This is a genomic window from Azospirillum sp. B510 (assembly GCF_000010725.1).
In the GTDB taxonomy this organism is placed as follows: domain Bacteria; phylum Pseudomonadota; class Alphaproteobacteria; order Azospirillales; family Azospirillaceae; genus Azospirillum; species Azospirillum lipoferum_B.
Genome location: NC_013854.1, coordinates 1,018,180 through 1,040,902, shown reverse-complemented (window position 1 = coordinate 1,040,902; position 22,723 = coordinate 1,018,180). Strand labels below are relative to the sequence as shown.

Sequence of the window (22,723 nt, the reverse complement as noted above, 5' to 3'; positions counted from 1 at the left end):
CGGCCGCCGCCTTTTCCGGGAAGCCCGGCCCCATCGGGAGGCCGGGCTTCGTCGTTTCAGGCCTCCGACGCCGCCTTCGCGACGCCGTCCCCTTCCATCTCGCCCGTACCGGCCCCCACGGCGCGGGTTTCCGGGAGAAGAAGCACGGCAAGAGCCAGGGCCACACCCGCCGCCCCGGCCAGCATCAGGAAGGCGGCGTCATAGCCCTCCCGCACCACCATCTGCCCGGCGGCGGCGGTGCTGAGCGAGGCGCCGATGCCCTGAAGGGTGGCGATGGCCCCCTGGCTGACGTTGAAGCGGCCGGTGCCCTCGGTCAGATCGGCGACCACCAGCGGAAACAGCGCGCCGAACAGCCCGGCCCCAACCCCGTCCAGCAGTTGGACGCCGACCAGCCAGGCGGAATGATCGGAGAGGGTGTAGAGAAAGCCGCGCACAGGCAGCACCAGGAAGGCGGCCAGCAACAGGGGCTTGCGCCCCCAGCGATCCGCCCTGGCGCCCACCAGCATCGCCATCGGCACCATCACCAGCTGCGCCGCGACGATGCAGAAGGACATCAGGCTGGTGCCGAGCGCCGGGTCCTTCATCGCCAGTTTCTGGCCGACCAGCGGCAGCATGGCCGCATTGGCGAAGTGGAACAGGGCGGCGCATCCGCCGAAGACCAGCAGCGGACGACATCCCAGGATCACGCGCAGGCCCGACGGCGTCTCGTGGTCACCGCCCTGGCTGGTGGCGTGCAGCCCACGGGCGAGCGCATGGTCGATGGCACCGGCGGGAATGCCGGCGGTGGCGGCGATGCTGCAAACCGCCATCGCGGTCATCAGCCAGAACACCGCCACCGGTCCGAAGGCATAAGCCGCCGCCCCGGCCAGCAGCGCGGCCACCGCGTTGCCGGCATGGTTGAAGGACTCGTTGCGCCCGATCCGGCGGACGAAGGCGCGCGGCCCCAGCAGCCCGAGCGTGATCGCAGCGATGGCCGGAGGAAAGACCGCCCCGGCGGCACCGATCGCCGATTGCAGGATGGCGACGACGGCGAATCCGTTCAGCCAGGGCAGCGACAGCGACCCGACCGTGACCAGAAGCGCGGCGACGATGATGACCGCACGCTTGTGGCGCGTGGCGTCGACCAGCGCGCCCGCCGGCATCTGCGCCGCCAGCCCGGCGAGCCCGGCCAGCGTCATCACCAGCCCGATATCGGCCTCGTTCCAACGCTGGATGGTCAGCAGATAGATCGCCAGATAGGGGCCGAGTCCGTCACGGACATCCGCCAGGAAGAAATTGAGCAGATCGAGAGAACGGTGGGGTCCCGCCGCGTCGGTCGTCATGGGAGGGGTCCTGCCCAAGGTGAAGCTGCGGCTAGAGAACGGTTATCGGACCGATTTGGTCCAGCACTTTTCAGAACCCGTGACGTGCCGGCGGGAAGGAGCTATCGTTGCGCGGACGCTGCTGTCCTCGTCATACGGTGGATCCGGGAACCCGACGCCATGGCCGAACGTGATCCGAAAGAGATCGACGAACTCCGGACGATCATCCAGGCGCATCAGGCGTGGCTGAAACGGCCCTCCAGCGGCCGGCGCGCCGATCTCAGCTTCCGCAACCTGTCGCGGCTGAACCTGGAGCGCGTCTCGCTGGCCGGGGCCAAGCTGGCCGGGGCCAATCTCAGCAATACCCGCATGGTGAAGGCCGACCTGTCGCAGGCCGACCTGTTCGGCGCCGACATGGAGGCGGTCAACCTGACCGGCGCCATCCTGACCGGCGCCGACCTGCGCGGCGCCAACCTGCACCGCGCGCTGTTGACCGACGCCAACCTGCGCGGCGCCGATTTCCGCGCCGGCGAACTGGTGGACAGCGGCGGCCCGGAGGCCGGCCAGAAGGTGACCCGCGGCACCGGGACCACGCGGCTGACCGAAGCGAAGATGGAGCGCTCGATCCTGGCCGGCGCCAACTTCGCCGGCTGCGACCTGACCGGAGCCGACCTGAACGACGCCGACCTGACCGGGGCGGAACTGACCTCGGCCGTGCTGATGGGCACCGATTTCTGCGGCGCCAACCTGGACGGGGTGGTGTTCGGCAACACGGTGATGGACAACGCCACCCTGACCCGCACCTTCATCCCCTTCGCCCTGCCGCCCGACGCCATCGTCCAGCCCAACTATACGGCGATGCCGGTGGCGGAGTTCCTGGCGCTGGTGGAACAGCATGAGCGCTGGGTCGACAGCGGCGGGGCGGAGGGGGCCCGGCTCGACCTCGACCTCGTGTCGGTGGCCGGGGCCGACCTGCATGGGCGGACGCTGGCCGCGGCCCGGCTGCGCCGCTGCCGCCTGCCCGGCGCCCGCCTGACCAAGGCCAGCCTGGAGATGGCGGAGCTGTCCTACATCGATCTGGACGAGGCCGACCTGCGCGACGCGGTGCTGCGCGGGGCGACGCTGCGCCGTGCCTATCTGGCGCACACGCTGATGAACGGGGTCGACGCCCGCCCGGTGGCGCTGGCCGGCGGCCGCGACTGGCCGGCGAATTTCGAGGGCGCCGACTTCTCCGACGCCGATCTGCGCGATTCGACCATGGGGCCGGCGGTGGTGCGCGGGGCGGTCTTCACCAACGCGCTGACCGAGGGGGCGGGCATCGACATGCCGGAAGCCTCCAGCCCCTTCCCCCCTCCCCCGCCGGAGGAACGGCGGCGGCAGAAACGCTTCGTCCGGCCCGGCATGGTGGTCCACACCGACCATGGCAGCTTCCCCGCCCGCAACTGGTCGGTCGGCGGCCTCTGCCTGCTGGCGGTCAACCAGCCCTACCAGCGCGGCCAGACCTTCCAGGCCCGCGTCGTGCTGGCCGACAAGCAGGAGGTGGCCGCCGTCGCCAATCTGGTCGTCCTGCACCGCGACGAGGAGCGCGGCCAGCTCTCCGTCCGCTTCCACCAATATGGCGACGACCTCAAGTCCCTGCTGAAGGCGGCCTTTCTGGAACACCAGAAGATGGCGGGGTGAGCATAAAGAAGGGCCGCCGGTCGGTGTGACCGGCGGCCCTTCTCGCAAGGACGGAAATCCGCCCCTCTTCCCTTACCCGCGCACCAGCGGCTTGTACTTGATGCGGTGCGGCTGGTCGGCGTCGGCGCCCAGACGGCGCTTCTTGTCGGCCTCGTAATCCTGGAAGTTGCCTTCGAACCATTCGACGTGGCTTTCACCCTCGAAGGCCAGGATATGGGTGGCGATGCGGTCGAGGAACCAGCGGTCGTGGCTGATGACCACGGCGCAGCCGGCGAAGCTCTGCAACGCGTCTTCCAGCGCCCGCAGGGTATCGACGTCGAGATCGTTGGTCGGTTCGTCGAGCAGCAGGACGTTGGCGCCGGACTTCAGCATCTTGGCGAGGTGGACGCGGTTGCGCTCACCACCCGACAGCTGGCCGACCTTCTTCTGCTGGTCGGGACCGCGGAAGTTGAAGCTGGAGACATAGGCGCGGCTGGGCATGGTCTTCTTGCCCAGTTCCACCAGATCGAGCCCGTCGGAGATCTCCTCCCACACCGTCTTCTTGGCGTCCAGGCTGTCGCGGCTCTGGTCGACATAGCCGAGCTTCACCGTGTCGCCGACGCGGAAGGTGCCGGCGTCCGGCCCGTCCTGCCCGGTGATCATGCGGAACAGTGTGGTCTTGCCGGCGCCGTTCGGGCCGATGACGCCGACGATGCCGCCCGGCGGCAGGCGGAAGGACAGGCCGTCGATCAGCAGCCGGTCGCCGAAGCCCTTGGCGATGCTCTCCGCCTCGATGACGACGTTGCCGAGACGCGGCGGCACCGGGATGACGATCCTGGTCTCGCCGGCCTGCTCCTTGCCGCTTTCGGCCAGCAAGGTCTCGTAGGCGGTGATGCGCGCCTTGCTCTTGGCCTGACGGGCGCGCGGGCTCTGCCGAATCCACTCCAGTTCGGTGGCCAGCTGCTTCTGGCGCGATTCCTCCTGGCGGCCTTCCTGCTCCAGACGCTTCTGCTTCTGCTCCAGCCAGGAGGAATAGTTGCCTTCCCACGGAATCCCCGACCCGCGGTCGAGTTCGAGGATCCAGCCGGTGACGCTGTCCAGGAAATAGCGGTCGTGGGTGACCAGCACGACGGTGCCCTTGTAGTCCTCCAGATGCTTTTGCAGCCAGGCGACCGATTCGGCGTCGAGATGGTTGGTCGGCTCGTCGAGCAGCAGCAGGTCGGGCTTCTCGAGCAGCAGCTTGCACAGCGCGACGCGGCGCTTCTCACCGCCCGACAGCTTGGTCACGTCGGCGTCGCCCGGCGGGCAGCGCAGCGCGTCCATGGCGATCTCGACCGTGCGGTCGACGTCCCAGGCGTCGGCCGCGTCGATCTTCTCCTGCAACTCGCCCTGTTCGGCCAGCAGCGCGTCGAAATCGGCGTCCGGGTCGGCCATCAGGTTCGACACTTCGTTGAAGCGGTCGAGCAGCGCCTTGGTCTCGCCCAGCGCCTCCATGACATTCTCATGGACGGTCTTGGTCGGGTCCAGCTGCGGCTCCTGCGGCAGATAGCCGACCTTGGCGCCCTCGGCCGCCCAGGCCTCGCCGGAATAATCCTTGTCCAGACCGGCCATGATCTTCATCAGGGTCGACTTGCCGGCGCCGTTGACGCCGAGCACGCCGATCTTCACACCCGGCAGGAACGAGAGCCAGACGTTGTCGAGAACCTTCTTGCCGCCAGGATAGACCTTGGTCAGGCCCTTCATGACATAGACATACTGGTAGGACGCCATGCGCCGCTCCGACCTTCCGAAAAGATGTGAAAGCGGGGGCCGCCACGGCACCCTGTCGCTTGGGTCCGGTTTTAGCGCATAAGAGGCCTGCATGAAACCTTGTTGAGCCGCCCCACCCGGATGGGACCGGGTCGGAGCGGACAGGCGGGAGGAAAAGGATTGGTCAGCCCCAAGGTGGAAATCTACATCGACGCCGACGCCTGCCCGGTCAAGGCCGAGATCTACAAGGTCGCCGGCCGCACCGGCTGCAAGGTATGGCTGGTCGCCAACGCGCCCTTGCGCCTGCCGACGGAGTGCATGGCGGAACTGGTGGTGGTCAGCGACGGCTTCGACGCCGCCGACAACTGGATCGCCGAGCGGGCCGGGCCGACGGATATCGTGGTGACCGCCGACATCCCGCTGGCCGACCGCTGCGTGAAGCGCGACGCCGTGGTGATCGGCCCGACCGGGCGCCCCTTCACGCCGGACAGCGTCGGTTCGGCGCTGGCGACCCGCGCGCTGATGCAGGATTTGCGCGATATGGGCGTGGTCAGCGGCGGCAACGCCCCGATGAGCCAGCGCGACAAATCGCAGTTCCTGCAAACGCTCGATCAGGCGGTGCAGGCGCTGAAGGCGGGGCGACGGCCGAAGTTCAGATAGACGCGGTCCAACGGCCGAACAGAGACGGGAAAGCCCGCCCCCGAATGGGAGGCGGGCTTTTTTCATGGCTCGAACGCCTCGGGCGGACGGCGGCGGATCACTGCCAGCCGGCGACCTTCTCGCAGGCCTTGCGGGCTTCGGGGTTGGCCTTCTCCCACTGGGTGATGGTCCGGGTCTCGTTGTCGTCCATCTTGTTGTTCATGCAGGTGCAATAGGCGCGCACCACCGCTTCCGAAACCTTGGCGTCGGAATTGTCCTTCAGGCACTGGGCGATCCACTTGGCATTGTCATCGGCCATGGCGGGCGCACCCAGCGTCAGCGTGCCAAAAGACAGAACGCCAAGGGAGAGGACGAGAGCGGAAAACTTCATGATCGGTCTCCAGAATGGAAGGCACGGTGAAACCGCGGCGCAGCGCCGGAAGTCGGCATAGAAAACGGTACGACCGATAATCAAACCAATACAATTGAAGAATTCAGAGATCTTGGGCGAAAATATCTCCGAAGATTATTACCGCATATCGCACAATAAATATCGCATGAGACATTAATATTTCCAACTTGCAGCACCCTTATTGTTCGCGATCATGCTTGTGATAACAACTCCACGACATCGCTATCGGCCCAAACGAAAAGGCCCGGCGACATGCCGGGCCTTCTCGTTTCCAAAGCACAGGGGTCAGACGCGCACCACCTTGCCCGGATTCAGCAGATTGTCGGGATCGAAGGCCCGCTTCAGGTCGCCCATGACGGCGAAGGCCTCGCCGGTCTCCTGCTCCAGGAAGGCCATCTTGCCATAGCCGATGCCATGCTCGCCGGTGCAGGTGCCGCCCATCTCCAAGGCACGGGTCACCATCTTGTCGGCGAGCCGCTGCGCCTCGGCCAATTCGGCCGGGTTCTCGGGGTCGAGAACATAGACGAGGTGGAAATTGCCGTCACCGACATGGCCGACCATCGGCGCCAGCATGTTGGACCCGGCCAGATCGGCCTTGGTCTCCAGGATGCAGTCGGCGAGGCGGGAGATCGGCACGCAGACGTCGGTCGGCCAGCCCTTCGATCCCGGACGGAGCGCGAGTGCGGCGTAATAGGCGTCGTGCCGGGCCTGCCACAGCTTGGAACGGTCCTCCGGCCGGGTGGCCCAGGCGAACTCCATCCCGCCATGCTCGGCGGCGATGGCGGCGACCATCTCCGCCTGTTCCTTCACCCCGGCCCCGGTGCCGTGGAACTCGAAGAACAGGGTCGGGGCGACGGCATAGTCGAGCTTGGAGTATTTGTTGACGGCGTCGATCTGCACCTCGTCCAGCAGCTCGATGCGGGCGACGGGAACGCCGATCTGAATGGTCTGGATCACGGTGTCGACCGCGCCCTTGATGGTGGGGAAGGCGCAGACCGCCGAGGAGATCGCTTCCGGAATGCCGTAGAGCTTCAGCGTCACCTCGGTGATGATGCCGAGCGTGCCTTCGGAGCCGACGAACAGCCGGGTCAGGTCATAGCCGGCCGCCGACTTGCGCGCCCGCCCGCCGGTCCTGATGACGCGGCCGTCGGCCAGGACGACCGTCAGGCCCAGGACATTCTCGCGCATCGTGCCGTAGCGCACGGCGTTGGTGCCGCTGGCCCGCGTCGCCGTCATGCCGCCGAGCGAGGCGTTGGCGCCGGGATCGATCGGGAAGAACAGGCCGGTGTCGCGCAGATGCTCGTTCAACTGCTTGCGGGTGACGCCGGCCTGGACGGTGACGTCCAGATCCTCGGCGCTGACGCGCAGGATCCGCTGCATGCCCGACAGGTCGATGGTGATGCCGCCGGCCAGCGCCGCGACGCCGCCCTCCAGCGAGGTGCCGGTGCCGAAGGGGATGATCGGCAGCTTGTGCTTCGCGCAGATCTTCACGATCGCGCTGACCTCTTCGGTCGAATTGGCGAAGGCGACGCCATCCGGCGGGCAGGGCGTGTGATAGGATTCGTCCTTGCCGTGATGCTCGCGCACCGGAAGCGAGGTGGTGAACCGGTCGCCCAATAGAACCGTCAGTTCGGCCCGCGCCTCCTCGGTCAGGGCCGCGCGCGGCAGGGTGGTGGCGATGGCGGTCATGGGCTGTGCTCTCCGCTGAACGGTTCATTGGTATGACCAAAGGAAGCTAGAGCGGCGGGCGAGCGCTTGGCAAGCCGGGCGTTGCGCAGAGGTGGAATACCGGCGGCGGAATGCCGGACACTCCCCCGGACTGCGGGAAAGCGGCGCGGCCGTCCCTGACCGCAAGGCCGCCGCCACACCTGTTGCACCGTCGGCGCCACAGTCCATGCAACAGCTGTTGCAACGCCCCGCACCGCCGCAACACCGCCAACCATTGAAATCCAGGAAAATCCGCCGAACTGACAATCTGGCACGGCGGTTGCTCTTACCCCCCTCGAACCGCGCGTCGATCAACGGCGCGCCGCATTGAGGGGGAGGCGCATCTTGGCTCCGGTCGTCGGCATCGTCGCCAATCCGGTATCCGCCCGCGACATCCGCCGGGTCGTCGCCAACGCCACCAGCCTGCAAATCGCCGACCGGGCGAATATCCTGCTGCGGGTGCTGGCGGCGCTGCATGCCTGCGGCGTGCGCGACGTGCTGATGATGCCGGAGAATGGCGGCATCCGCGCCCATGTCGAGCGCGGCCTGATGCGGGCCAGGGGAAATGGCGGAACGCGCGGCGCGGATCTGTACCCCGCCCTTCATCCGGTTGCCATGCCGATCACCGGCACCGTCGCCGACACCCACCGCGCCACGGCGGAGATGCGGCGGGCCGGCGTGTCGGCGCTGGTGGTGCTGGGCGGCGACGGCACCCACCGGGCGGTGGCGGCGGAATGCGGGACGGTGCCGATCGCCGGCATCTCCACCGGCACCAACAACGCCTTCCCCGAACACCGGGAGCCGACGATCACCGGGCTCGCCACCGGGCTGGCTGTCACCGGCCGGGTGCCGCCGCACATCGCCTTCGCCGCCAACAAGCGCATCGACGTGTCGCTCAATGACGGTGCCGTCACCGAGATGGCGCTGGTCGATGTCGCGCTGGTGACGGAGCGCTACATCGGCGCCCGCGCCCTGTGGCGGACCGAGAATTTCCGCGAACTCTACGTCACCTTCGCCGACCCGGAGGTGATCGGCATGTCGGCCATCGCCGGCCTGCTGGAACCCGTCGGCCGCGAGGAGAGCGGCGGCCTGATGGTGCGCCTGTCCCCTGACGGCGACCGCCGCAAGAGCGCGACCACGCTCCATGCCCCCATCGCGCCGGGGATGATGGCGGAGGTCGGGATCACCGACTGGCGCCGCATGCCGGCCGGCGTGGCCTTCGAGCCGGAGGTCACCGCCGGCTCGATCGCGCTGGATGGCGAGCGCGAGCTGTCCTTCAGCGAACGCGACCGCCTGTCCCTGACGCTCCGGGACGACGCCTTCCGCACGGTCAACGTCGCCGCCGTCATGCGGCACGCCGGCCAGAACAGGCTGCTGACCGGCACCCCGGTGCCCGTCGCCGCCTTCTGACGACCACAACCCAAATCACCCCCAAAGACCTGAACCAGGGAGAAAACACCTCATGGCCCAGAATCCCTTCCCCCTCGGCAAGGACGAGCTGCTGACGGCCTACCGCACCATGCGGACGATCCGCGAGTTCGAGGAGCGGCTGCACGTCGATTTCGCCAAGGGCGACATTCCCGGCTTCGTCCATCTCTATGCCGGCGAAGAGGCCTGCGCCACCGGCATCATGATGCACCTGAACGACAATGACCGCATCGCCTCCACCCACCGCGGCCACGGTCACTGCATCGCCAAGGGCGTCGATGTCCATGCGATGATGGCGGAAATCTATGGCCGCTCGACCGGCGCCTGCCGGGGCAAGGGCGGATCGATGCACATCGCCGACCTGTCCAAGGGCATGATGGGCGCCAACGGCATCCTCGGCGCCGGGGCACCGCTGATCTGCGGCGCGGCGCTGGCGGCCAAGGTGCGCGGCGACCGCGGCGTCGGCATCACCTTCGTCGGCGACGGCGCGTCGAACCAGGGCACCTTCCTGGAAAGCCTGAACCTCGCCGCGGTGTGGAACCTGCCGGTGGTCTTCGTGGTGGAGAACAACGGCTATGCCGAATCCACCGCGATGGAATGGGCGGTATCCTGCGACAGCTATGTCGACCGCGCCACCGGCTTCGGCATGCCGGGCGTCACCGTCGACGGCACCGATTTCTTCGCGGTGTACGAGGCGGCCGGCGAGATCATCCGCCGCGCCCGCGACGGCGGCGGCCCGGCCCTGCTGGAATGCAACATGGTCCGCTTCTACGGCCATTTCGAAGGCGACGCCCAGACCTACCGCGCCAAGGGCGAGCTGGAGGCGATCCGCGCGTCGCGCGACTGCCTGACCATCCTGTCGGAACGGGTGATCGAAGCGGGCGTGATCGGCCGGGACGAGTTGCAGGCCATCGACCGCGAGGTGAACGCGCTGATCGAGGACGCCACGCGCGCCGCCAAGGCCGCCCCGCTGCCGGTGGCCGAAGACCTGCTGCGCGACGTCTACGTCGCCTACTGAGCCCATTCAAGAAACGCCAAACGCGCGGAGGAAACACATGTCCCGCAAGATCAGCATGAAGCAGGCGATCAACGAGGCCCTGGATCTGGAGATGCGCCGCGACCCCACCGTCATCGTCATGGGCGAGGACATCGTCGGCGGCACCGGCGCGAAGGGCGAGGACGACGCCTGGGGTGGCGTGCTGGGCGTCACCAAGGGGCTGTACGCCAAGCATGGCGACCGGCTGATGGACACGCCGCTGTCGGAATCCGCCTATATCGGCGCCGCCATCGGCGCCGCCGCCTGCGGTCTGCGCCCGGTGGCGGAGCTGATGTTCCTGGACTTCATGGGCGTCTGTTTCGACCAGATCTTCAACCAGGCCGCCAAGTTCCGCTACATGTTCGGCGGCAAGGCGGAGACGCCGGTGGTGATCCGCGGCATGGTCGGCGCCGGCTTCCGCGCCGCCGCGCAGCATTCGCAGATGCTCACCCCGCTGTTCACCCATATTCCGGGGCTGAAGGTGGTCTGCCCCAGCAACGCCTATGACGCCAAGGGCCTGCTGATCCAGTCGATCCGCGACAATGATCCCGTCATCTTCTGCGAGCACAAGAACCTCTACGGCCTGGAATGCGAGGTTCCGGCCGAGAGCTACGCCATTCCCTTCGGCGAGGCGAACGTGCTGCGCGACGGCGACGACGTGACCATCGTCAGCTACGGCCTGACCGTGCACCGGGCGATGGAGGCGGCCACCGCCCTGGCCAAGGACGGCACCGAGGCCGAGGTGATCGACCTGCGCACCCTGTCGCCGATCGATTGGGACACCATCATCGAGAGCGTCGAGCGCACCGGCCGGCTGGTGGTGGTGGACGAGGCGCATCCGCGCTGCAACCTCGCCACCGACATCGCCGCCTTCGTCGGCCAGAACGCCTTCGGCGCGCTGAAGGCCGGCATCCAGATGGTGACGGCGCCGCACACCCCGGTGCCCTTCGCGCCGTCGCTGGAGGATCTGTATGTCCCCAGCGCCGACAGCATCGCCGGCGCCGTGCGCCGCACCCTGTCGCCCAAGGGGGCGTCGCCGCGGATCGCGGCGTGAGCTAAGCGCCGGCCTGAATGCCCCAATCAAAAAAAGCACTTCCAGGAGCCTGCACCACATGTTGAACGAGCGCATCAAGCCCATCGTCATGCCGAAATGGGGCCTGTCCATGTCGGAGGGCAAGGTCACCGGCTGGCTGAAGCGGCCGGGGTCCACCATCTCCATCGGCGACGAGCTGCTGGAGGTCGAGACCGACAAGATCACCAACGTGGTCGAGGCCGGCGAGACCGGCGTGCTGCGCCGCGTGCTGGGCGAACCCGGCACCATCTATCCGGTCAAGGCGCTGATCGCCGTGCTGGCCGAACCCGATGTGCCGGACGACGACATCGACGCCTTCATCAGCGCCTATGCCGTCCCGGCCGGCGAAGAGGATAGCGAGGCCGAGGCGGGCCCGCGATACCACACCGCCGAGACCCCGGCCGGCACCATCCGCTACGCCAAGCGAGGGGAAAGCGGGCCGACCGTCCTGCTGGTCCACGGCTTCGGCGGCGATCTCGACAATTGGCTGTTCACCATCGACGCGCTGGCGGAAAAGGCCACCGTCTACGCGCTCGACCTGCCCGGCCATGGCCAGTCGACCAAGCGGCTCGCCGATCCCAGCCTGTCCGGCCTGTCGAAGGCGGTGCTGGGCTTCCTCGACGCGGTCGGGGTGGAGCGCGCCCATTTCGTCGGCCATTCGATGGGCGGGGCGGTGTCGATGCGCACGGCGCTCGACGCGCCGGGCCGGGTGGCGTCGCTGTCGCTGATCGCGTCGGCCGGACTGGGCGAGCGGATCGACGGCGGCTACATCCAGGGTTTCGTCGGTGCGACATCGCGCCGCGACCTGAAGCCGGTCCTGGAGACGCTGTTCGCCGACCCCAGCCTTGTCAGCCGCCAGATGGTCGACGACCTGTTGAAGTACAAGCGGCTGGACGGCGTCGACGAGGCGCTGCGGGCGCTGTCGGCCTCGCTGTTCGCCGATGGCCGGCAGGCCGGCATCCTCGCCGCCGGGGTCGCGGATACGAAGACGCCCACCCTTGTCGTGTGGGGCGAGGAGGACCGCGTCATCCCCGCCGACCACGCCCAGGCGCTGGCGAACACGGCCCATGTGGCCGTCATCCCCGGCGCCGGCCACATGGTGCAGATGGAGGCGGCCGGCAAAGTGAACGCGCTGCTCAAGGACCACATCGCCAAGGCGGAATGAGGCGGCCCGACCAGCCCCCTCCCCCGATCCAGCTTCCCGAACCACCCGCAACCGGCGCGCGGGCCATCCGCCGGCGCGCCGGCAGGAGTTCCGTCATGCCCGATCTCAAGGACAAGTGCATCATCGTCACCGGCGCCGGCCGCGGCATCGGCGCCACCATCGCCAAGGCGCTGGCCGCCGACGGCGCCAATCTCACCATCGCCGACCGTACCGGGGCCGACGCCCAACAGGTGGCCGAATCCATCCGTGCCACCGGCGGCAGCGCCATCGCCGTCACCGTCGATGTCCGCGACCGCGCCGCCGTCCGCCGCATGATCGACGAGACGGTCAAGGCCCATGGCCGGCTCGACGTGATCTTCAACAATGCCGGCGTCGCCCAGACCAAGCCCTTCCTCGACATCACCGAGGAGGACTGGCACACGATCAACGACGTCAACGCGCTGGGCGTGCTGATCGGCATGCAGGAGGCGATCAAGACGTTCCGTCGCCAAGGCGGCGGCGGCAAGATCGTCAACACCGCCTCGATCGCCGGCAAGCAGGGCTACGAGCCGCTGGCCCACTACTCCGCCAGCAAATTCGCCGTGGTGGCCTTGACCCAGGCCGCCGCCCGCGGCTTCGGCAAGGACGGCATCACCGCCAACGCCATCTGCCCCGGCGTGGTGGCGACCGAGATGTGGAAGATCATCGACCAGGGCTTCCGCGACACCGGCATCACCAAGTCGGAAAACGAGGCCTTCGACATGTTCGCCGCCGGCGCGGTGCTGGGCCGGCCGTCGCGGCCCGACGATCTGGTCGGCGTCGCCCGCTTCCTCGCCTCGTCCGACAGCGACTTCATGACCGGCCAGTCCCTGCTGGTCGATGGCGGGATGGTCTTCGCCTGACCGCCTTTCAGCGCTCGCCCATAACGATAAAACCGGAGGACAACACCATGAGTGCCACGTCGATGAAGGCCGCCGTCTGGCATGGCCGCAAGGATATCCGGGTCGAGGATGTGCCGCTGCCGGGCGCCCCGCCCGCCGGCTGGGTCCAGATCAAGGTGCATTGGTGCGGCATCTGCGGGTCCGACCTGCATGAATATGTCGCCGGCCCGGTCTTCATCCCGGTCGACACCCCCCACCCGCTGACCGGCCTGAAGGGGCAATGCATCCTCGGCCACGAGTTCAGCGGCGAGATCGCGACGCTGGGCGAGGGCGTCACCGGCTTCAAGGTCGGCGACCGAGTGGCGGCCGACGCCTGCCAGCATTGCGGCGAGTGCTATTACTGCAAGCACGGCATGTACAACATCTGCGAGAAGCTGGCCTTCACCGGCCTGATGAACAACGGCGCCTTCGCCAGTCTGGTCAATGTCCCGGCCGAACTGCTCTACAAGCTGCCCGACGGCTTCCCGACCGAGGCCGGCGCCCTGATCGAACCGCTGGCGGTCGGCATGCATGCGGTGAAGAAGGCCGCAAGCATCGTCGGCGAGACGGTGGTGGTGGTCGGCGCCGGCACCATCGGGCTGTGCACCATCATGTGCGCCAAGGCGGCCGGCGCCGGCCGGATCATCGTCCTGGAGATGTCGGCGGCCCGCAAGGCCAAGGCGCTGGAGGTCGGCGCCACGCTGGTGCTCGATCCCAAGGAGTGCGACGCGGTGGCGGAGGTCAAGGCGCTGACCGGCGGTTACGGCGCCGACGTGTCGTTCGAGTGCATCGGCCACCGCGACACCGCCAAGCTCGCCATCGACGTCATCCGCAAGGCCGGCAAGACCGTGCTGGTCGGCATCTTCGAGGAGCCGAGCGCCTTCAACTTCTTCGAGATCGTCGCCACCGAGAAGCAGGTCATCGGCTCGCTGGCCTACAATGGCGAGTTCGCCGACGTCATCCGCTTCATCGCCGACGGCCGCATCGACGTGCGGCCGCTGATCACCGGCCGGATCACGCTCGACGACATCGTCAGCGGCGGCTTCGAGGAGCTGGTCGCCCACAAGGACCGCAATGTGAAGATCATCGTGCAGCCGCGGGCGGCGGCCGAACAGCCGGAGCTTGTCCACTGATGGCCCTGCCCGCGATGCGCAGCCCACGCCCGGAGCATCGGGCGGAGAAGCCGTCCTGGCTCCGCGCCCGCGCACCGGCCGGGGCGGCGTTCGAGGATACCCGATCCCTCGTCCGCCGCCATGGCCTGAACACGGTCTGCGAGGAGGCGGCCTGTCCCAACATCGGCGAGTGCTGGAGCAAGCGGCACGCCACGGTGATGATCCTGGGCAGCGTGTGCACGCGGGCTTGCGCCTTCTGCAATGTCGCCACCGGCTGGCCGGACACGCTCGATCCCCACGAGCCGGACCGGCTGGCCGAGGCGGTGGGCGAGCTTGGCCTCGCCCATGTCGTCATCACCTCGGTCGACCGCGACGATCTGCCCGACGGCGGGGCGGGCCATTTCGCCCGCTGCGTCGCCCGCATCCGCGACCGCTCCCCGGCGACGACGGTGGAGGTGCTGACGCCGGACTTCCGCAACAAGCCGGGGGCGGTGGAGACCGTGGCCGACGCCCGGCCGGATGTCTACAACCACAATCTGGAGACCGTGCCGCGCCTTTACGCCGAGGTCCGGCCGGGGGCGCGCTACTACGGCTCGCTCCGCCTGCTGGAGCGGGTGAAGGAGCGCGATCCGTCGATCTTCACCAAATCCGGCATCATGGTGGGCCTGGGCGAGGAACCGGCGGAGGTACTTCAGGTGATGGACGATTTGCGGGCGGCGGGGGCGGATTTCCTGACCATCGGCCAGTATCTCCGCCCCACCCCCACCCATCACCCGGTCGCCCGCCATGTCACGCCCGAGGAGTTCGAGCGCTATGCGACGGTGGCGCGGGCCAGGGGGTTCCTGACGGTGTCGGCGACGCCGCTGACCCGCTCCTCCCACCATGCCGGCCGTGATTTCGCGGAGCTGCGGCGGCGGGCGGCGGAGAAGGGCTGAACCTCACAGCGCGGTTTTGGGACCGACCTCGGCCCCGTCCGGCTGAGGCGGCGTCATCAGCTTGCAATTGCTGACGCAATAAGTCTGCTGTTCGATCCGGCCACCGCAGGATTTGAAGCAGCTGTCGTAATCGGAGGAGCAATAGAGGCTGGTGGAGCAGCTGATTCCCCACTCGAAGTCTCTTAAGGTCTTCATCTTCTTCTTGTTATAGTCCTTGGGCAGCTCTTTCAGATAGGCCTGATATTCGGCATGGGCGCGGGTGAGCCCTTCGGCCCGGCAGGTCTGGAGGGCGAGCTCATTCGCGGAGTCGCAGACGGATCGCGCCTGCTTGCACTGGGCGACGCACCGGTTCCCCGCCTCGCCGACCGGCAAATACCGGAATGTCCGCGTCTCGAAATAGGGGGTTGGGGTGCAACCGGAGGTCACGGCCGCCAGCAGGCAGCCGAACAGAATGGAACGCCATGTCATGATGGGTGGCTCCGCCGTGGAATACCGTCACTTGGCATCAACAGCCCACGGACACGGAATCATCCATCGGCGGCGTGGATTTCGCGAGAGCGGACCACGGCGCCGATGGACGGCAACCCCAGGAAGAACAGCCCCCGGCGTAATGACCCTTCGCCCCCCCGCGGCCCATCACCCCGCGCGGACGGTGGCGATGAAGCTGGAGACCTCGGTCTTCAACCGGTCGGCCTCGGTCGCCAGACCGTTGGCGACGCTCAGCACCTGACCGGCCGCCGTCCCGGTTTCGCTCGCCGCCCTGGTCACGCCGACGATGTTGGTCGACACCTGTTCGCTGCCGCGCGCCGCCTGGGCGACATTGCTGGAGATCTCGGCGGTCGCCGCGTTCTGCTCCTCAATGGCGGCGGCGATGGCCGACGAGATTTCGCTCATCCGGCCGATGATGCCGGCGATGCCGGCGACGGCCTCCTGGGCGCCGCCGGTGGCGCTTTGGATCTCCTTCACCTTCGCCTGGATCTCCTCGGTCGCCTTGGCCGTCTGGCTGGCCAGCGCCTTCACTTCGCTCGCCACCACGGCGAAGCCCTTGCCGGCCTCCCCGGCACGGGCGGCCTCGATGGTGGCGTTCAGCGCCAGCAGGTTGGTCTGGCCGGCGATCGAGTTGATGAGATCGACCACCGCGCCGATCTGGTTGGCGGTCTCGACCAGCAGCAGCATGCTGGCGTTGGTGCGGTCGGCCTCCTGCACCGCGGTGGCCGAGATGGCGCTCTGGTTCGCCACCTGCCGGCCGATCTCCAGGATCGAGGCGGCCAGCTCCTCGGTGGCCGAGGCGACGGTCTGCACGTTCGCGCTGGATTGTTCCGACGCCACCGCGACGGCGGTGGCCTGGGCCGACGACTGGGTCGCACTCGACGACAGGGTGCCGGCCGCCCCCTGCATCTGGGAGGCCGAGGAGGCGACATTCTCGACGATGGCGCTGACGCTGCCCTCGAAGCGGTCGGCGAGCTGGAGCATCTCCGCCTTGCGCAGCACCTCCGCCTGCGTCTTCTCCCGCTCCTGCTCGGCGGTCAGGCGGCGCACCTCCAGCGCGTTGCCCTTGAAGACATCGAGCGTGCGGGCCAGCAGACCGACCTCGTCGCGGCGCGCGGTGCCGTCGATCGGGAAATCGAGCTCGCCCTGCGACACGCGGGTCATCGCCCCGGTGATGCGGCCGAGCGGCCTGACGATCATGAGGATGACGATGGCCAGCGACAGCGACAAGCCGACCACCACGCCCGCCACCGCGAGAGCGAGGATGATGCTCCTGGTCTCCTCGGCGACCTCGCGGGTCTCGGCGATGGACTTTTCCATCCCCTTGCGATTGACCTCGACACGCTCGTCGATCAGCGCCATCGCCGCCTGGCGGGTCTTCGCCCCGTCACCGCCGCTGAGCGCGAAGGACTCTTCGTCCCTGCCCTGAAGGGTCAGGTCGATCACCTTCGAGGCGGTCTGACGGTAGGCGTCGACCACCGCCTTGATCTTCACGCCGGTCTCGCGCCGCACCGCGCTGTCGGCGGTCAGCGCGAGTTCGCTGATCAACCTGTCCACCTGGGCCATCGACTGGTTGAACTGGCCGGCGAAGCGTTGCATGCCCTCCTGGCTTTTCTCGATGATCGCGTTCTTCTCGGCGACGGTCGCCGCGTTCAGATGACGGCCGATGTCGAGAATGACCGTGCGCCGGGTCGCCTCGATGGTCAGCGCATATTCCGCGGTCCGCTGGAGCAAAGCCAGCCGCAGCACGGACTCCACCGAGATCGCCGTCATGATGAGCAGAAGCAGGACGATAGGCGTGAGGATCTTCACGATCATTTTCTGATTGCCGAACCATGCGAACATCAGCCACCCCCACAGATGGAACAGTTACGCTGGAAATAATTCATAGGGTAATTTTATACATTCAGTCCATGATTGTCTGACTAGGGAAAACCCCGAGATCATCTTACCGAATGTAACGGAGATTTATTTTCTTTAACAATGGATGTTTCCGTTTGATTCATACCGCATGATCTGGACGATCGTCTGTATACGATACATGGAAATTTCTGGATTTCCATCCATGCGAATTTCTCACCACGAACCGGATGGTCCTTTCCGCGCCATGGGCGGGATAGGATTGGGCAGTCGGCACCGGGTGATCGGGGAGCGGGAAATCGGGAATCGGGGAACTGATCTTGCCCCACCGAAACGGGGCAAGATCAAACAGGCACGCATCTGTTCGGCGCGCCCTCTTGCCGGGCTCTCTCGAATGAAAAGGGGCGGACCGTGGCCCGCCCCGCATTTCGTGCTCCCCGAAGGGAACATGTTAACGGCTGGACCCCCGATCCCCATCGAATTTCCAAGCCGTTCTTCATCCTAGTCTCCTGGCATCTTCTGTCAAGGGTTGTTATAGACTCGTCATCAGGTTGTTTTCCGGGAACTTCCCGAGACCATACGGACAAATTTGCAGAGTGGGAGTGCGCCGTGCAGCCATACCGGTTGTCCTTCGATCTCGGCACGAACTCGATCGGCTGGGGCCTGCTCAACCTGGACCGCCAGGGCAAGCCGCGGGAGATTCGCGCGCTCGGCTCGCGAATCTTTTCCGACGGGCGCGATCCGCAGGACAAGGCCTCCCTCGCGGTGGCCCGGCGGCTGGCGCGGCAGATGCGGCGGCGGCGCGACCGCTACCTGACGCGCCGGACCCGCCTGATGGGGGCGCTGGTCCGCTTCGGGCTGATGCCGGCGGACCCGGCGGCGCGCAAGCGGCTGGAGGTGGCCGTCGATCCCTACCTCGCCCGCGAACGCGCCACCCGCGAGCGGCTGGAGCCCTTCGAGATTGGACGCGCCCTGTTCCACCTCAACCAGCGCCGCGGCTACAAGCCGGTGCGCACCGCCACCAAGCCGGACGAGGAGGCCGGCAAGGTCAAGGAGGCGGTCGAACGGCTGGAGGCGGCGATCGCGGCGGCGGGCGCGCCGACGCTGGGGGCATGGTTCGCATGGCGCAAGACGCGGGGCGAGACGCTGCGCGCCCGGCTGGCCGGCAAGGGGAAGGAGGCCGCCTATCCCTTCTACCCCGCCCGCCGCATGCTGGAGGCGGAGTTCGACACCCTGTGGGCCGAACAGGCCCGGCATCACCCCGATCTGCTGACGGCGGAGGCGCGCGAAATCCTGCGCCACCGCATCTTCCACCAGCGCCCGCTGAAGCCGCCGCCGGTCGGCCGCTGCACCCTGTATCCGGACGACGGGCGCGCGCCGCGCGCCCTGCCGTCGGCGCAGCGGCTGCGCCTGTTTCAGGAGCTGGCCAGCCTGCGCGTGATCCATCTGGACCTGTCGGAACGGCCGCTGACCCCGGCGGAGCGCGACCGGATCGTCGCCTTCGTCCAGGGCCGCCCACCGAAGGCCGGCCGCAAGCCGGGCAAGGTGCAGAAGTCGGTGCCCTTCGAAAAGCTGCGCGGCCTTCTGGAGCTGCCGCCGGGGACCGGCTTCTCGCTGGAATCGGACAAGCGCCCGGAACTGCTGGGGGATGAGACCGGCGCCCGAATCGCCCCGGCCTTCGGACCCGGCTGGACCGCGCTGCCGCTGGAGGAGCAGGACGCGCTGGTCGAATTGCTGCTGACCGAGGCGGAGCCGGAACGGGCGATCGCGGCGCTGACCGCCCGCTGGGCCCTGGACGAGGCAACGGCGGCGAAGCTGGCCGGCGCCACCCTGCCCGACTTCCACGGGCGCTACGGCCGCCGCGCCGTGGCGGAACTGCTGCCGGTGCTGGAGCGGGAGACCCGCGGCGATCCGGATGGCCGGGTCCGCCCGATCCGCCTGGACGAAGCGGTCAAGCTGCTGCGCGGCGGCAAGGACCATTCCGACTTCTCCCGCGAGGGGGCGTTGCTGGACGCGCTGCCCTATTATGGCGCGGTCCTGGAACGCCATGTCGCGTTCGGCACCGGCAACCCGGCGGATCCCGAGGAGAAGCGGGTCGGCCGCGTCGCCAACCCCACGGTCCACATCGCGCTCAACCAGCTCCGCCACCTCGTCAACGCCATCCTGGCGCGGCACGGGCGACCCGAGGAGATCGTCATCGAGCTGGCGCGCGACCTGAAGCGCTCCGCCGAGGACCGCCGCCGCGAGGACAAGCGACAGGCCGACAACCAGAAACGCAACGAGGAGCGCAAGCGCCTGATCCTGTCGCTGGGCGAACGGCCGACGCCGCGCAACCTGCTGAAGCTGCGCCTGTGGGAGGAACAGGGGCCGGTGGAGAACCGCCGCTGCCCCTATAGCGGCGAAACCATCAGCATGCGCATGCTGCTGTCGGAACAGGTCGACATCGACCATATCCTGCCCTTCTCGGTCAGCCTGGACGACAGCGCCGCCAACAAGGTGGTGTGCCTGCGCGAGGCCAACCGGATCAAGCGCAACCGTTCCCCCTGGGAGGCCTTCGGCCATGATTCCGAGCGCTGGGCCGGCATCCTGGCGCGGGCGGAGGCGCTGCCCAAGAACAAGCGCTGGCGCTTCGCCCCCGACGCCCTGGAGAAGCTGGAGGGCGAGGGCGGCTTACGGGCCCGCCACCTGAACGACACGCGCCATCTGTCGCGCCTTGCCGTCGAGTATCTGCGCTGCGTCTGCCCGAAAGTGCGGGTGTCGCCGGGCCGGCTGACCGCCCTGCTGCGCCGCCGCTGGGGGATCGACGCCATCCTGGCGGAAGCCGATGGGCCGCCGCCGGAGGTGCCGGCCGAAACGCTCGACCCCTCCCCGGCGGAAAAGAACCGCGCCGACCATCGCCACCATGCGCTGGACGCCGTGGTGATCGGCTGCATCGACCGGAGCATGGTGCAGCGGGTCCAGCTTGCAGCCGCCAGCGCCGAGCGGGAGGCGGCGGCGCGCGAGGACAACATCCGCCGCGTCCTGGAAGGCTTCAAGGAGGAGCCGTGGGATGGGTTCCGGGCGGAGCTGGAACGGCGCGCGCGGACCATCGTCGTCTCCCACCGTCCGGAGCACGGCATCGGCGGCGCGCTGCACAAGGAAACCGCCTATGGCCCGGTCGATCCGCCGGAAGAGGGCTTCAACCTCGTCGTCCGCAAACCGATCGACGGGTTGAGCAAGGATGAGATCAACAGCGTCCGCGACCCCCGGCTGCGCAGGGCCCTGATCGACCGGCTGGCGATCCGCAGGCGGGACGCCAACGACCCGGCCACCGCGCTGGCCAAGGCGGCGGAGGATCTGGCCGCCCAGCCGGCCTCCCGCGGGATCCGCCGCGTCCGGGTGCTGAAGAAGGAGTCCAACCCGATCCGCGTCGAGCATGGCGGGAACCCGTCCGGCCCCCGGTCCGGTGGACCCTTCCACAAGCTGTTGCTGGCCGGCGAGGTGCACCATGTCGACGTCGCGCTGCGCGCCGACGGGCGCCGCTGGGTCGGGCATTGGGTCACCCTGTTCGAGGCGCATGGCGGCCGCGGCGCGGACGGCGCCGCGGCCCCGCCCCGGCTCGGCGACGGCGAGCGCTTCCTGATGCGCCTGCACAAGGGCGACTGCCTGAAGCTGGAGCACAAGGGGCGGGTGCGCGTCATGCAGGTGGTCAAGCTGGAACCCTCGTCCAACAGCGTGGTGGTGGTCGAGCCGCATCAGGTGAAGACCGACCGGTCGAAGCACGTGAAGATCTCCTGCGACCAGCTCCGCGCCCGCGGCGCGCGGCGGGTGACGGTGGATCCGCTCGGCCGGGTCCGGGTGCACGCGCCGGGCGCCCGTGTGGGGATCGGGGGCGATGCCGGCCGGACGGCGATGGAGCCGGCGGAGGACATCTCATGACCGGCCGTATCGTCGAGATCGCCGAGGACGGCCGGCACCTGTCGCTCTCCCGCGGGTTCCTGGTGGTGACCGCGGAGGGGCGTGAACTTGGCCGCGTGCCGCTGGACGACATCGCGGTGGTGATGGCCAACGCCCATGGCCTCACCTATTCCAACGCCCTGCTGATGGCGCTGATGGAGCGCGGCGCCGTGGTGGTGATGTGCGGCCCCAACCATCTGCCGGCCGCCTTCGTCTGGCCGGTGGACGCCCATCACGTCCAGTCCCGCCGCATGCGGGCCCAGGTGGACGCCCCGGCCCCGCTCGCCAAGCGGCTCTGGCAGGCGCTCGTGCGGGCCAAGATCCGCCAGCAGGCCGCGGCCCTGGAGGCGCGCGGCCTGCCCGCCGGCGGCCTGGTGGAGATGGCGCGCCGCGTGCGCTCCGGCGATCCCGACAATCTGGAGGCGCAGGCCGCCCGCCGCTACTGGCCGGCGCTGTTCGGGCGGGAATTCCGCCGCGACCAGGACGGCGACGGCGCCAACGCGCTGTTGAACTACGGCTATGCGATCCTGCGCTCGGCCACCGCGCGGGCGGTCACGGCGGCCGGGCTGCACCCGTCCATCGGCCTGCATCACGCCAATCGCGGCAATCCGCTGTGCCTGGTGGACGACCTGATGGAGCCCTTCCGCCCGTTCGTCGATCTGGCCGTGCTGCGGCTGGCCGAGGCCGGACACCGGGAGGTGACGCGGGAGACCAAGCGCTATCTGGCGCTCGTGCCGTCGCTCGACATGCTGACGGCGCAGGGGACGACGCCGATCGGCACGGTGCTGATCCGGCTGGCCGGCTCCCTGGCGCAGGTGGTCGAGGAGGGCAAGGGCGACCTGGACCTGCCGGCTCTCGACCGCCCCTGGGCGCCGATGCCGCTGGAATGGCCCGCCGCGCCCCCGGCGGGAGGCGAAACGGGATGCTGAGCGGGTATCGGATGATGTGGATGATGGTGCTGTTCGACCTGCCCGTCCTGACCCGGCCCGAACGGAAGGCCGCCACGAAGTTCCGCCAGTTCCTGCTCGACCAGGGATTCGAGATGTCGCAATTTTCCGTCTACATGCGATTTTGCACCGGCAAGGAGCAGGTGGAAGCGCTGACCCGGCGAATCGGGCAGAACGTCCCCTCGACCGGCAAGGTCCATATCTTGTGTTTCACCGATCGCCAATACGAAACTATGGTGTGCTTCGACGGCCGCATCCGCGCGGCGCAACGCAGGAATCCGGAGCAATATGTCCTGTTTTAACCATGAAGCCCCGGATTCGACGCTGCCGGAAACCGGGAAAGTCCATGCCGAAACAAGGACTTACCCGGACATCCA

At 68.2% G+C, this 22,723-nt stretch carries 18 protein-coding genes and 1 CRISPR repeat array (1 of these 19 cut by a window edge); of the genes, 12 read left to right on the top strand and 6 right to left on the bottom strand.

All coding sequences use genetic code 11. The features are described from left to right. Nucleotides 1-56: 56 nt before the first annotated feature. Nucleotides 57-1,322 (bottom strand): MFS transporter, encoded by a 1,266-nt coding sequence (locus AZL_RS04865; RefSeq protein WP_012973539.1) that lies wholly within the window; start codon nucleotides 1,320-1,322, stop codon nucleotides 57-59. 159 nt (nucleotides 1,323-1,481) lie between these two features. Between AZL_RS04865 and AZL_RS04860 the strand changes: the two genes are divergently transcribed. Then, complete coding sequence (locus AZL_RS04860; RefSeq protein WP_012973538.1) at nucleotides 1,482-2,981, top strand: pentapeptide repeat-containing protein; 1,500 nt, start codon at nucleotides 1,482-1,484, stop codon at nucleotides 2,979-2,981. A 72-nt stretch (nucleotides 2,982-3,053) separates the two neighbouring features. On the opposite strand, the gene ettA is transcribed toward AZL_RS04860, so the two are convergent. Next, on the bottom strand, nucleotides 3,054-4,730 hold the full coding sequence (gene ettA, locus AZL_RS04855) for an energy-dependent translational throttle protein EttA (protein WP_012973537.1): 1,677 nt from the start codon (nucleotides 4,728-4,730) through the stop codon (nucleotides 3,054-3,056). Between the two features lie 174 nt (nucleotides 4,731-4,904). Between ettA and AZL_RS04850 the strand changes: the two genes are divergently transcribed. Beyond that, on the top strand, nucleotides 4,905-5,369 hold the full coding sequence (locus AZL_RS04850; protein ID WP_197540159.1) for a YaiI/YqxD family protein: 465 nt from the start codon (nucleotides 4,905-4,907) through the stop codon (nucleotides 5,367-5,369). 97 nt (nucleotides 5,370-5,466) lie between these two features. On the opposite strand, the gene AZL_RS04845 is transcribed toward AZL_RS04850, so the two are convergent. Together AZL_RS04845 and AZL_RS04840 are read right to left on the bottom strand one after the other, a co-directional pair. Beyond that, nucleotides 5,467-5,739, bottom strand: coding sequence for a hypothetical protein (locus AZL_RS04845; protein ID WP_012973535.1), 273 nt, complete (start codon nucleotides 5,737-5,739; stop codon nucleotides 5,467-5,469). A 306-nt stretch (nucleotides 5,740-6,045) separates the two neighbouring features. Continuing rightward, nucleotides 6,046-7,449: an FAD-linked oxidase C-terminal domain-containing protein gene (locus AZL_RS04840; RefSeq protein WP_012973534.1), complete on the bottom strand. Its 1,404-nt coding sequence runs from the start codon at nucleotides 7,447-7,449 to the stop codon at nucleotides 6,046-6,048. A gap of 363 nt (nucleotides 7,450-7,812) precedes the next feature. Between AZL_RS04840 and AZL_RS04835 the strand changes: the two genes are divergently transcribed. The 7 genes from AZL_RS04835 (at nucleotide 7,813) to lipA (ending at nucleotide 15,114) form a co-directional block, all read left to right on the top strand. After that, nucleotides 7,813-8,877 carry an ATP-NAD kinase family protein gene (locus AZL_RS04835; RefSeq protein ID WP_042442561.1) on the top strand — a complete coding sequence of 355 codons (1,065 nt, stop codon included), beginning with the start codon at nucleotides 7,813-7,815 and terminating at the stop codon, nucleotides 8,875-8,877. A 52-nt stretch (nucleotides 8,878-8,929) separates the two neighbouring features. Continuing rightward, entirely contained in the window at nucleotides 8,930-9,913 is a 984-nt protein-coding gene (locus tag AZL_RS04830; RefSeq protein ID WP_012973532.1) for a thiamine pyrophosphate-dependent dehydrogenase E1 component subunit alpha, read from the top strand. A gap of 37 nt (nucleotides 9,914-9,950) precedes the next feature. Continuing rightward, nucleotides 9,951-10,985, top strand: coding sequence for an alpha-ketoacid dehydrogenase subunit beta (locus tag AZL_RS04825; protein WP_012973531.1), 1,035 nt, complete (start codon nucleotides 9,951-9,953; stop codon nucleotides 10,983-10,985). A gap of 58 nt (nucleotides 10,986-11,043) precedes the next feature. Beyond that, a complete protein-coding gene (locus AZL_RS04820; RefSeq protein WP_012973530.1) occupies nucleotides 11,044-12,168 on the top strand; it encodes an acetoin dehydrogenase dihydrolipoyllysine-residue acetyltransferase subunit in 1,125 nt (374 codons plus the stop codon). Between the two features lie 95 nt (nucleotides 12,169-12,263). After that, on the top strand, nucleotides 12,264-13,049 hold the full coding sequence (locus tag AZL_RS04815) for a glucose 1-dehydrogenase (protein WP_012973529.1): 786 nt from the start codon (nucleotides 12,264-12,266) through the stop codon (nucleotides 13,047-13,049). A gap of 47 nt (nucleotides 13,050-13,096) precedes the next feature. Then, on the top strand, nucleotides 13,097-14,200 hold the full coding sequence (locus AZL_RS04810; protein WP_197540149.1) for a 2,3-butanediol dehydrogenase: 1,104 nt from the start codon (nucleotides 13,097-13,099) through the stop codon (nucleotides 14,198-14,200). After that, nucleotides 14,200-15,114 carry a lipoyl synthase gene (gene lipA, locus AZL_RS04805; protein WP_042442559.1) on the top strand — a complete coding sequence of 305 codons (915 nt, stop codon included), beginning with the start codon at nucleotides 14,200-14,202 and terminating at the stop codon, nucleotides 15,112-15,114. The genes AZL_RS04810 and lipA overlap by 1 nt, the downstream gene beginning before the upstream one ends. A 3-nt stretch (nucleotides 15,115-15,117) precedes the next feature. Here lipA and AZL_RS04800 read toward each other — a convergent pair whose 3' ends face one another. Beyond that, nucleotides 15,118-15,582, bottom strand: a complete 465-nt coding sequence (locus AZL_RS04800; protein ID WP_012973526.1) for a hypothetical protein — start codon at nucleotides 15,580-15,582, stop codon at nucleotides 15,118-15,120. Nucleotides 15,583-15,750: 168 nt separating this feature from the next. Then, nucleotides 15,751-17,421, bottom strand: a complete 1,671-nt coding sequence (locus tag AZL_RS04795) for a methyl-accepting chemotaxis protein (RefSeq protein WP_247894279.1) — start codon at nucleotides 17,419-17,421, stop codon at nucleotides 15,751-15,753. Between the two features lie 651 nt (nucleotides 17,422-18,072). Between AZL_RS04795 and cas9 the strand changes: the two genes are divergently transcribed. The 3 genes from cas9 to cas2 are packed head-to-tail and all read left to right on the top strand — an operon-like array spanning nucleotide 18,073 to nucleotide 22,648. Then, nucleotides 18,073-21,381: a type II CRISPR RNA-guided endonuclease Cas9 gene (gene cas9 / locus AZL_RS04790; protein ID WP_148219203.1), complete on the top strand. Its 3,309-nt coding sequence runs from the start codon at nucleotides 18,073-18,075 to the stop codon at nucleotides 21,379-21,381. Next, nucleotides 21,378-22,328, top strand: coding sequence for a type II CRISPR-associated endonuclease Cas1 (gene cas1 / locus AZL_RS04785; protein ID WP_012973523.1), 951 nt, complete (start codon nucleotides 21,378-21,380; stop codon nucleotides 22,326-22,328). The genes cas9 and cas1 overlap by 4 nt, the downstream gene beginning before the upstream one ends. A 20-nt stretch (nucleotides 22,329-22,348) precedes the next feature. Beyond that, complete coding sequence (cas2, locus tag AZL_RS04780; protein ID WP_247894278.1) at nucleotides 22,349-22,648, top strand: CRISPR-associated endonuclease Cas2; 300 nt, start codon at nucleotides 22,349-22,351, stop codon at nucleotides 22,646-22,648. Between the two features lie 74 nt (nucleotides 22,649-22,722). Next, a CRISPR array of direct repeats spans nucleotide 22,723; the repeat unit is 36 nt (it continues 1,620 nt past the right edge of the window).

Bases quoted from the DNA above. Each gene is read 5' to 3' on its own strand.
- AZL_RS04800 (WP_012973526.1), bottom strand. From the start codon at position 15,582: ATGACATGGCGTTCCATTCTGTTCGGCTGCCTGCTGGCGGCCGTGACC.
- AZL_RS04860 (WP_012973538.1), top strand. From the start codon at position 1,482: ATGGCCGAACGTGATCCGAAAGAGATCGACGAACTCCGGACGATCATC.
- lipA (WP_042442559.1), top strand. From the start codon at position 14,200: ATGGCCCTGCCCGCGATGCGCAGCCCACGCCCGGAGCATCGGGCGGAG.
- AZL_RS04795 (WP_247894279.1), bottom strand. From the start codon at position 17,421: ATGATCGTGAAGATCCTCACGCCTATCGTCCTGCTTCTGCTCATCATG.
- AZL_RS04810 (WP_197540149.1), top strand. From the start codon at position 13,097: ATGAGTGCCACGTCGATGAAGGCCGCCGTCTGGCATGGCCGCAAGGAT.
- AZL_RS04845 (WP_012973535.1), bottom strand. From the start codon at position 5,739: ATGAAGTTTTCCGCTCTCGTCCTCTCCCTTGGCGTTCTGTCTTTTGGC.
- AZL_RS04820 (WP_012973530.1), top strand. From the start codon at position 11,044: ATGTTGAACGAGCGCATCAAGCCCATCGTCATGCCGAAATGGGGCCTG.
- AZL_RS04815 (WP_012973529.1), top strand. From the start codon at position 12,264: ATGCCCGATCTCAAGGACAAGTGCATCATCGTCACCGGCGCCGGCCGC.
- AZL_RS04825 (WP_012973531.1), top strand. From the start codon at position 9,951: ATGTCCCGCAAGATCAGCATGAAGCAGGCGATCAACGAGGCCCTGGAT.
- AZL_RS04830 (WP_012973532.1), top strand. From the start codon at position 8,930: ATGGCCCAGAATCCCTTCCCCCTCGGCAAGGACGAGCTGCTGACGGCC.
- AZL_RS04840 (WP_012973534.1), bottom strand. From the start codon at position 7,449: ATGACCGCCATCGCCACCACCCTGCCGCGCGCGGCCCTGACCGAGGAG.
- AZL_RS04865 (WP_012973539.1), bottom strand. From the start codon at position 1,322: ATGACGACCGACGCGGCGGGACCCCACCGTTCTCTCGATCTGCTCAAT.
- ettA (WP_012973537.1), bottom strand. From the start codon at position 4,730: ATGGCGTCCTACCAGTATGTCTATGTCATGAAGGGCCTGACCAAGGTC.
- cas2 (WP_247894278.1), top strand. From the start codon at position 22,349: ATGATGGTGCTGTTCGACCTGCCCGTCCTGACCCGGCCCGAACGGAAG.
- cas1 (WP_012973523.1), top strand. From the start codon at position 21,378: ATGACCGGCCGTATCGTCGAGATCGCCGAGGACGGCCGGCACCTGTCG.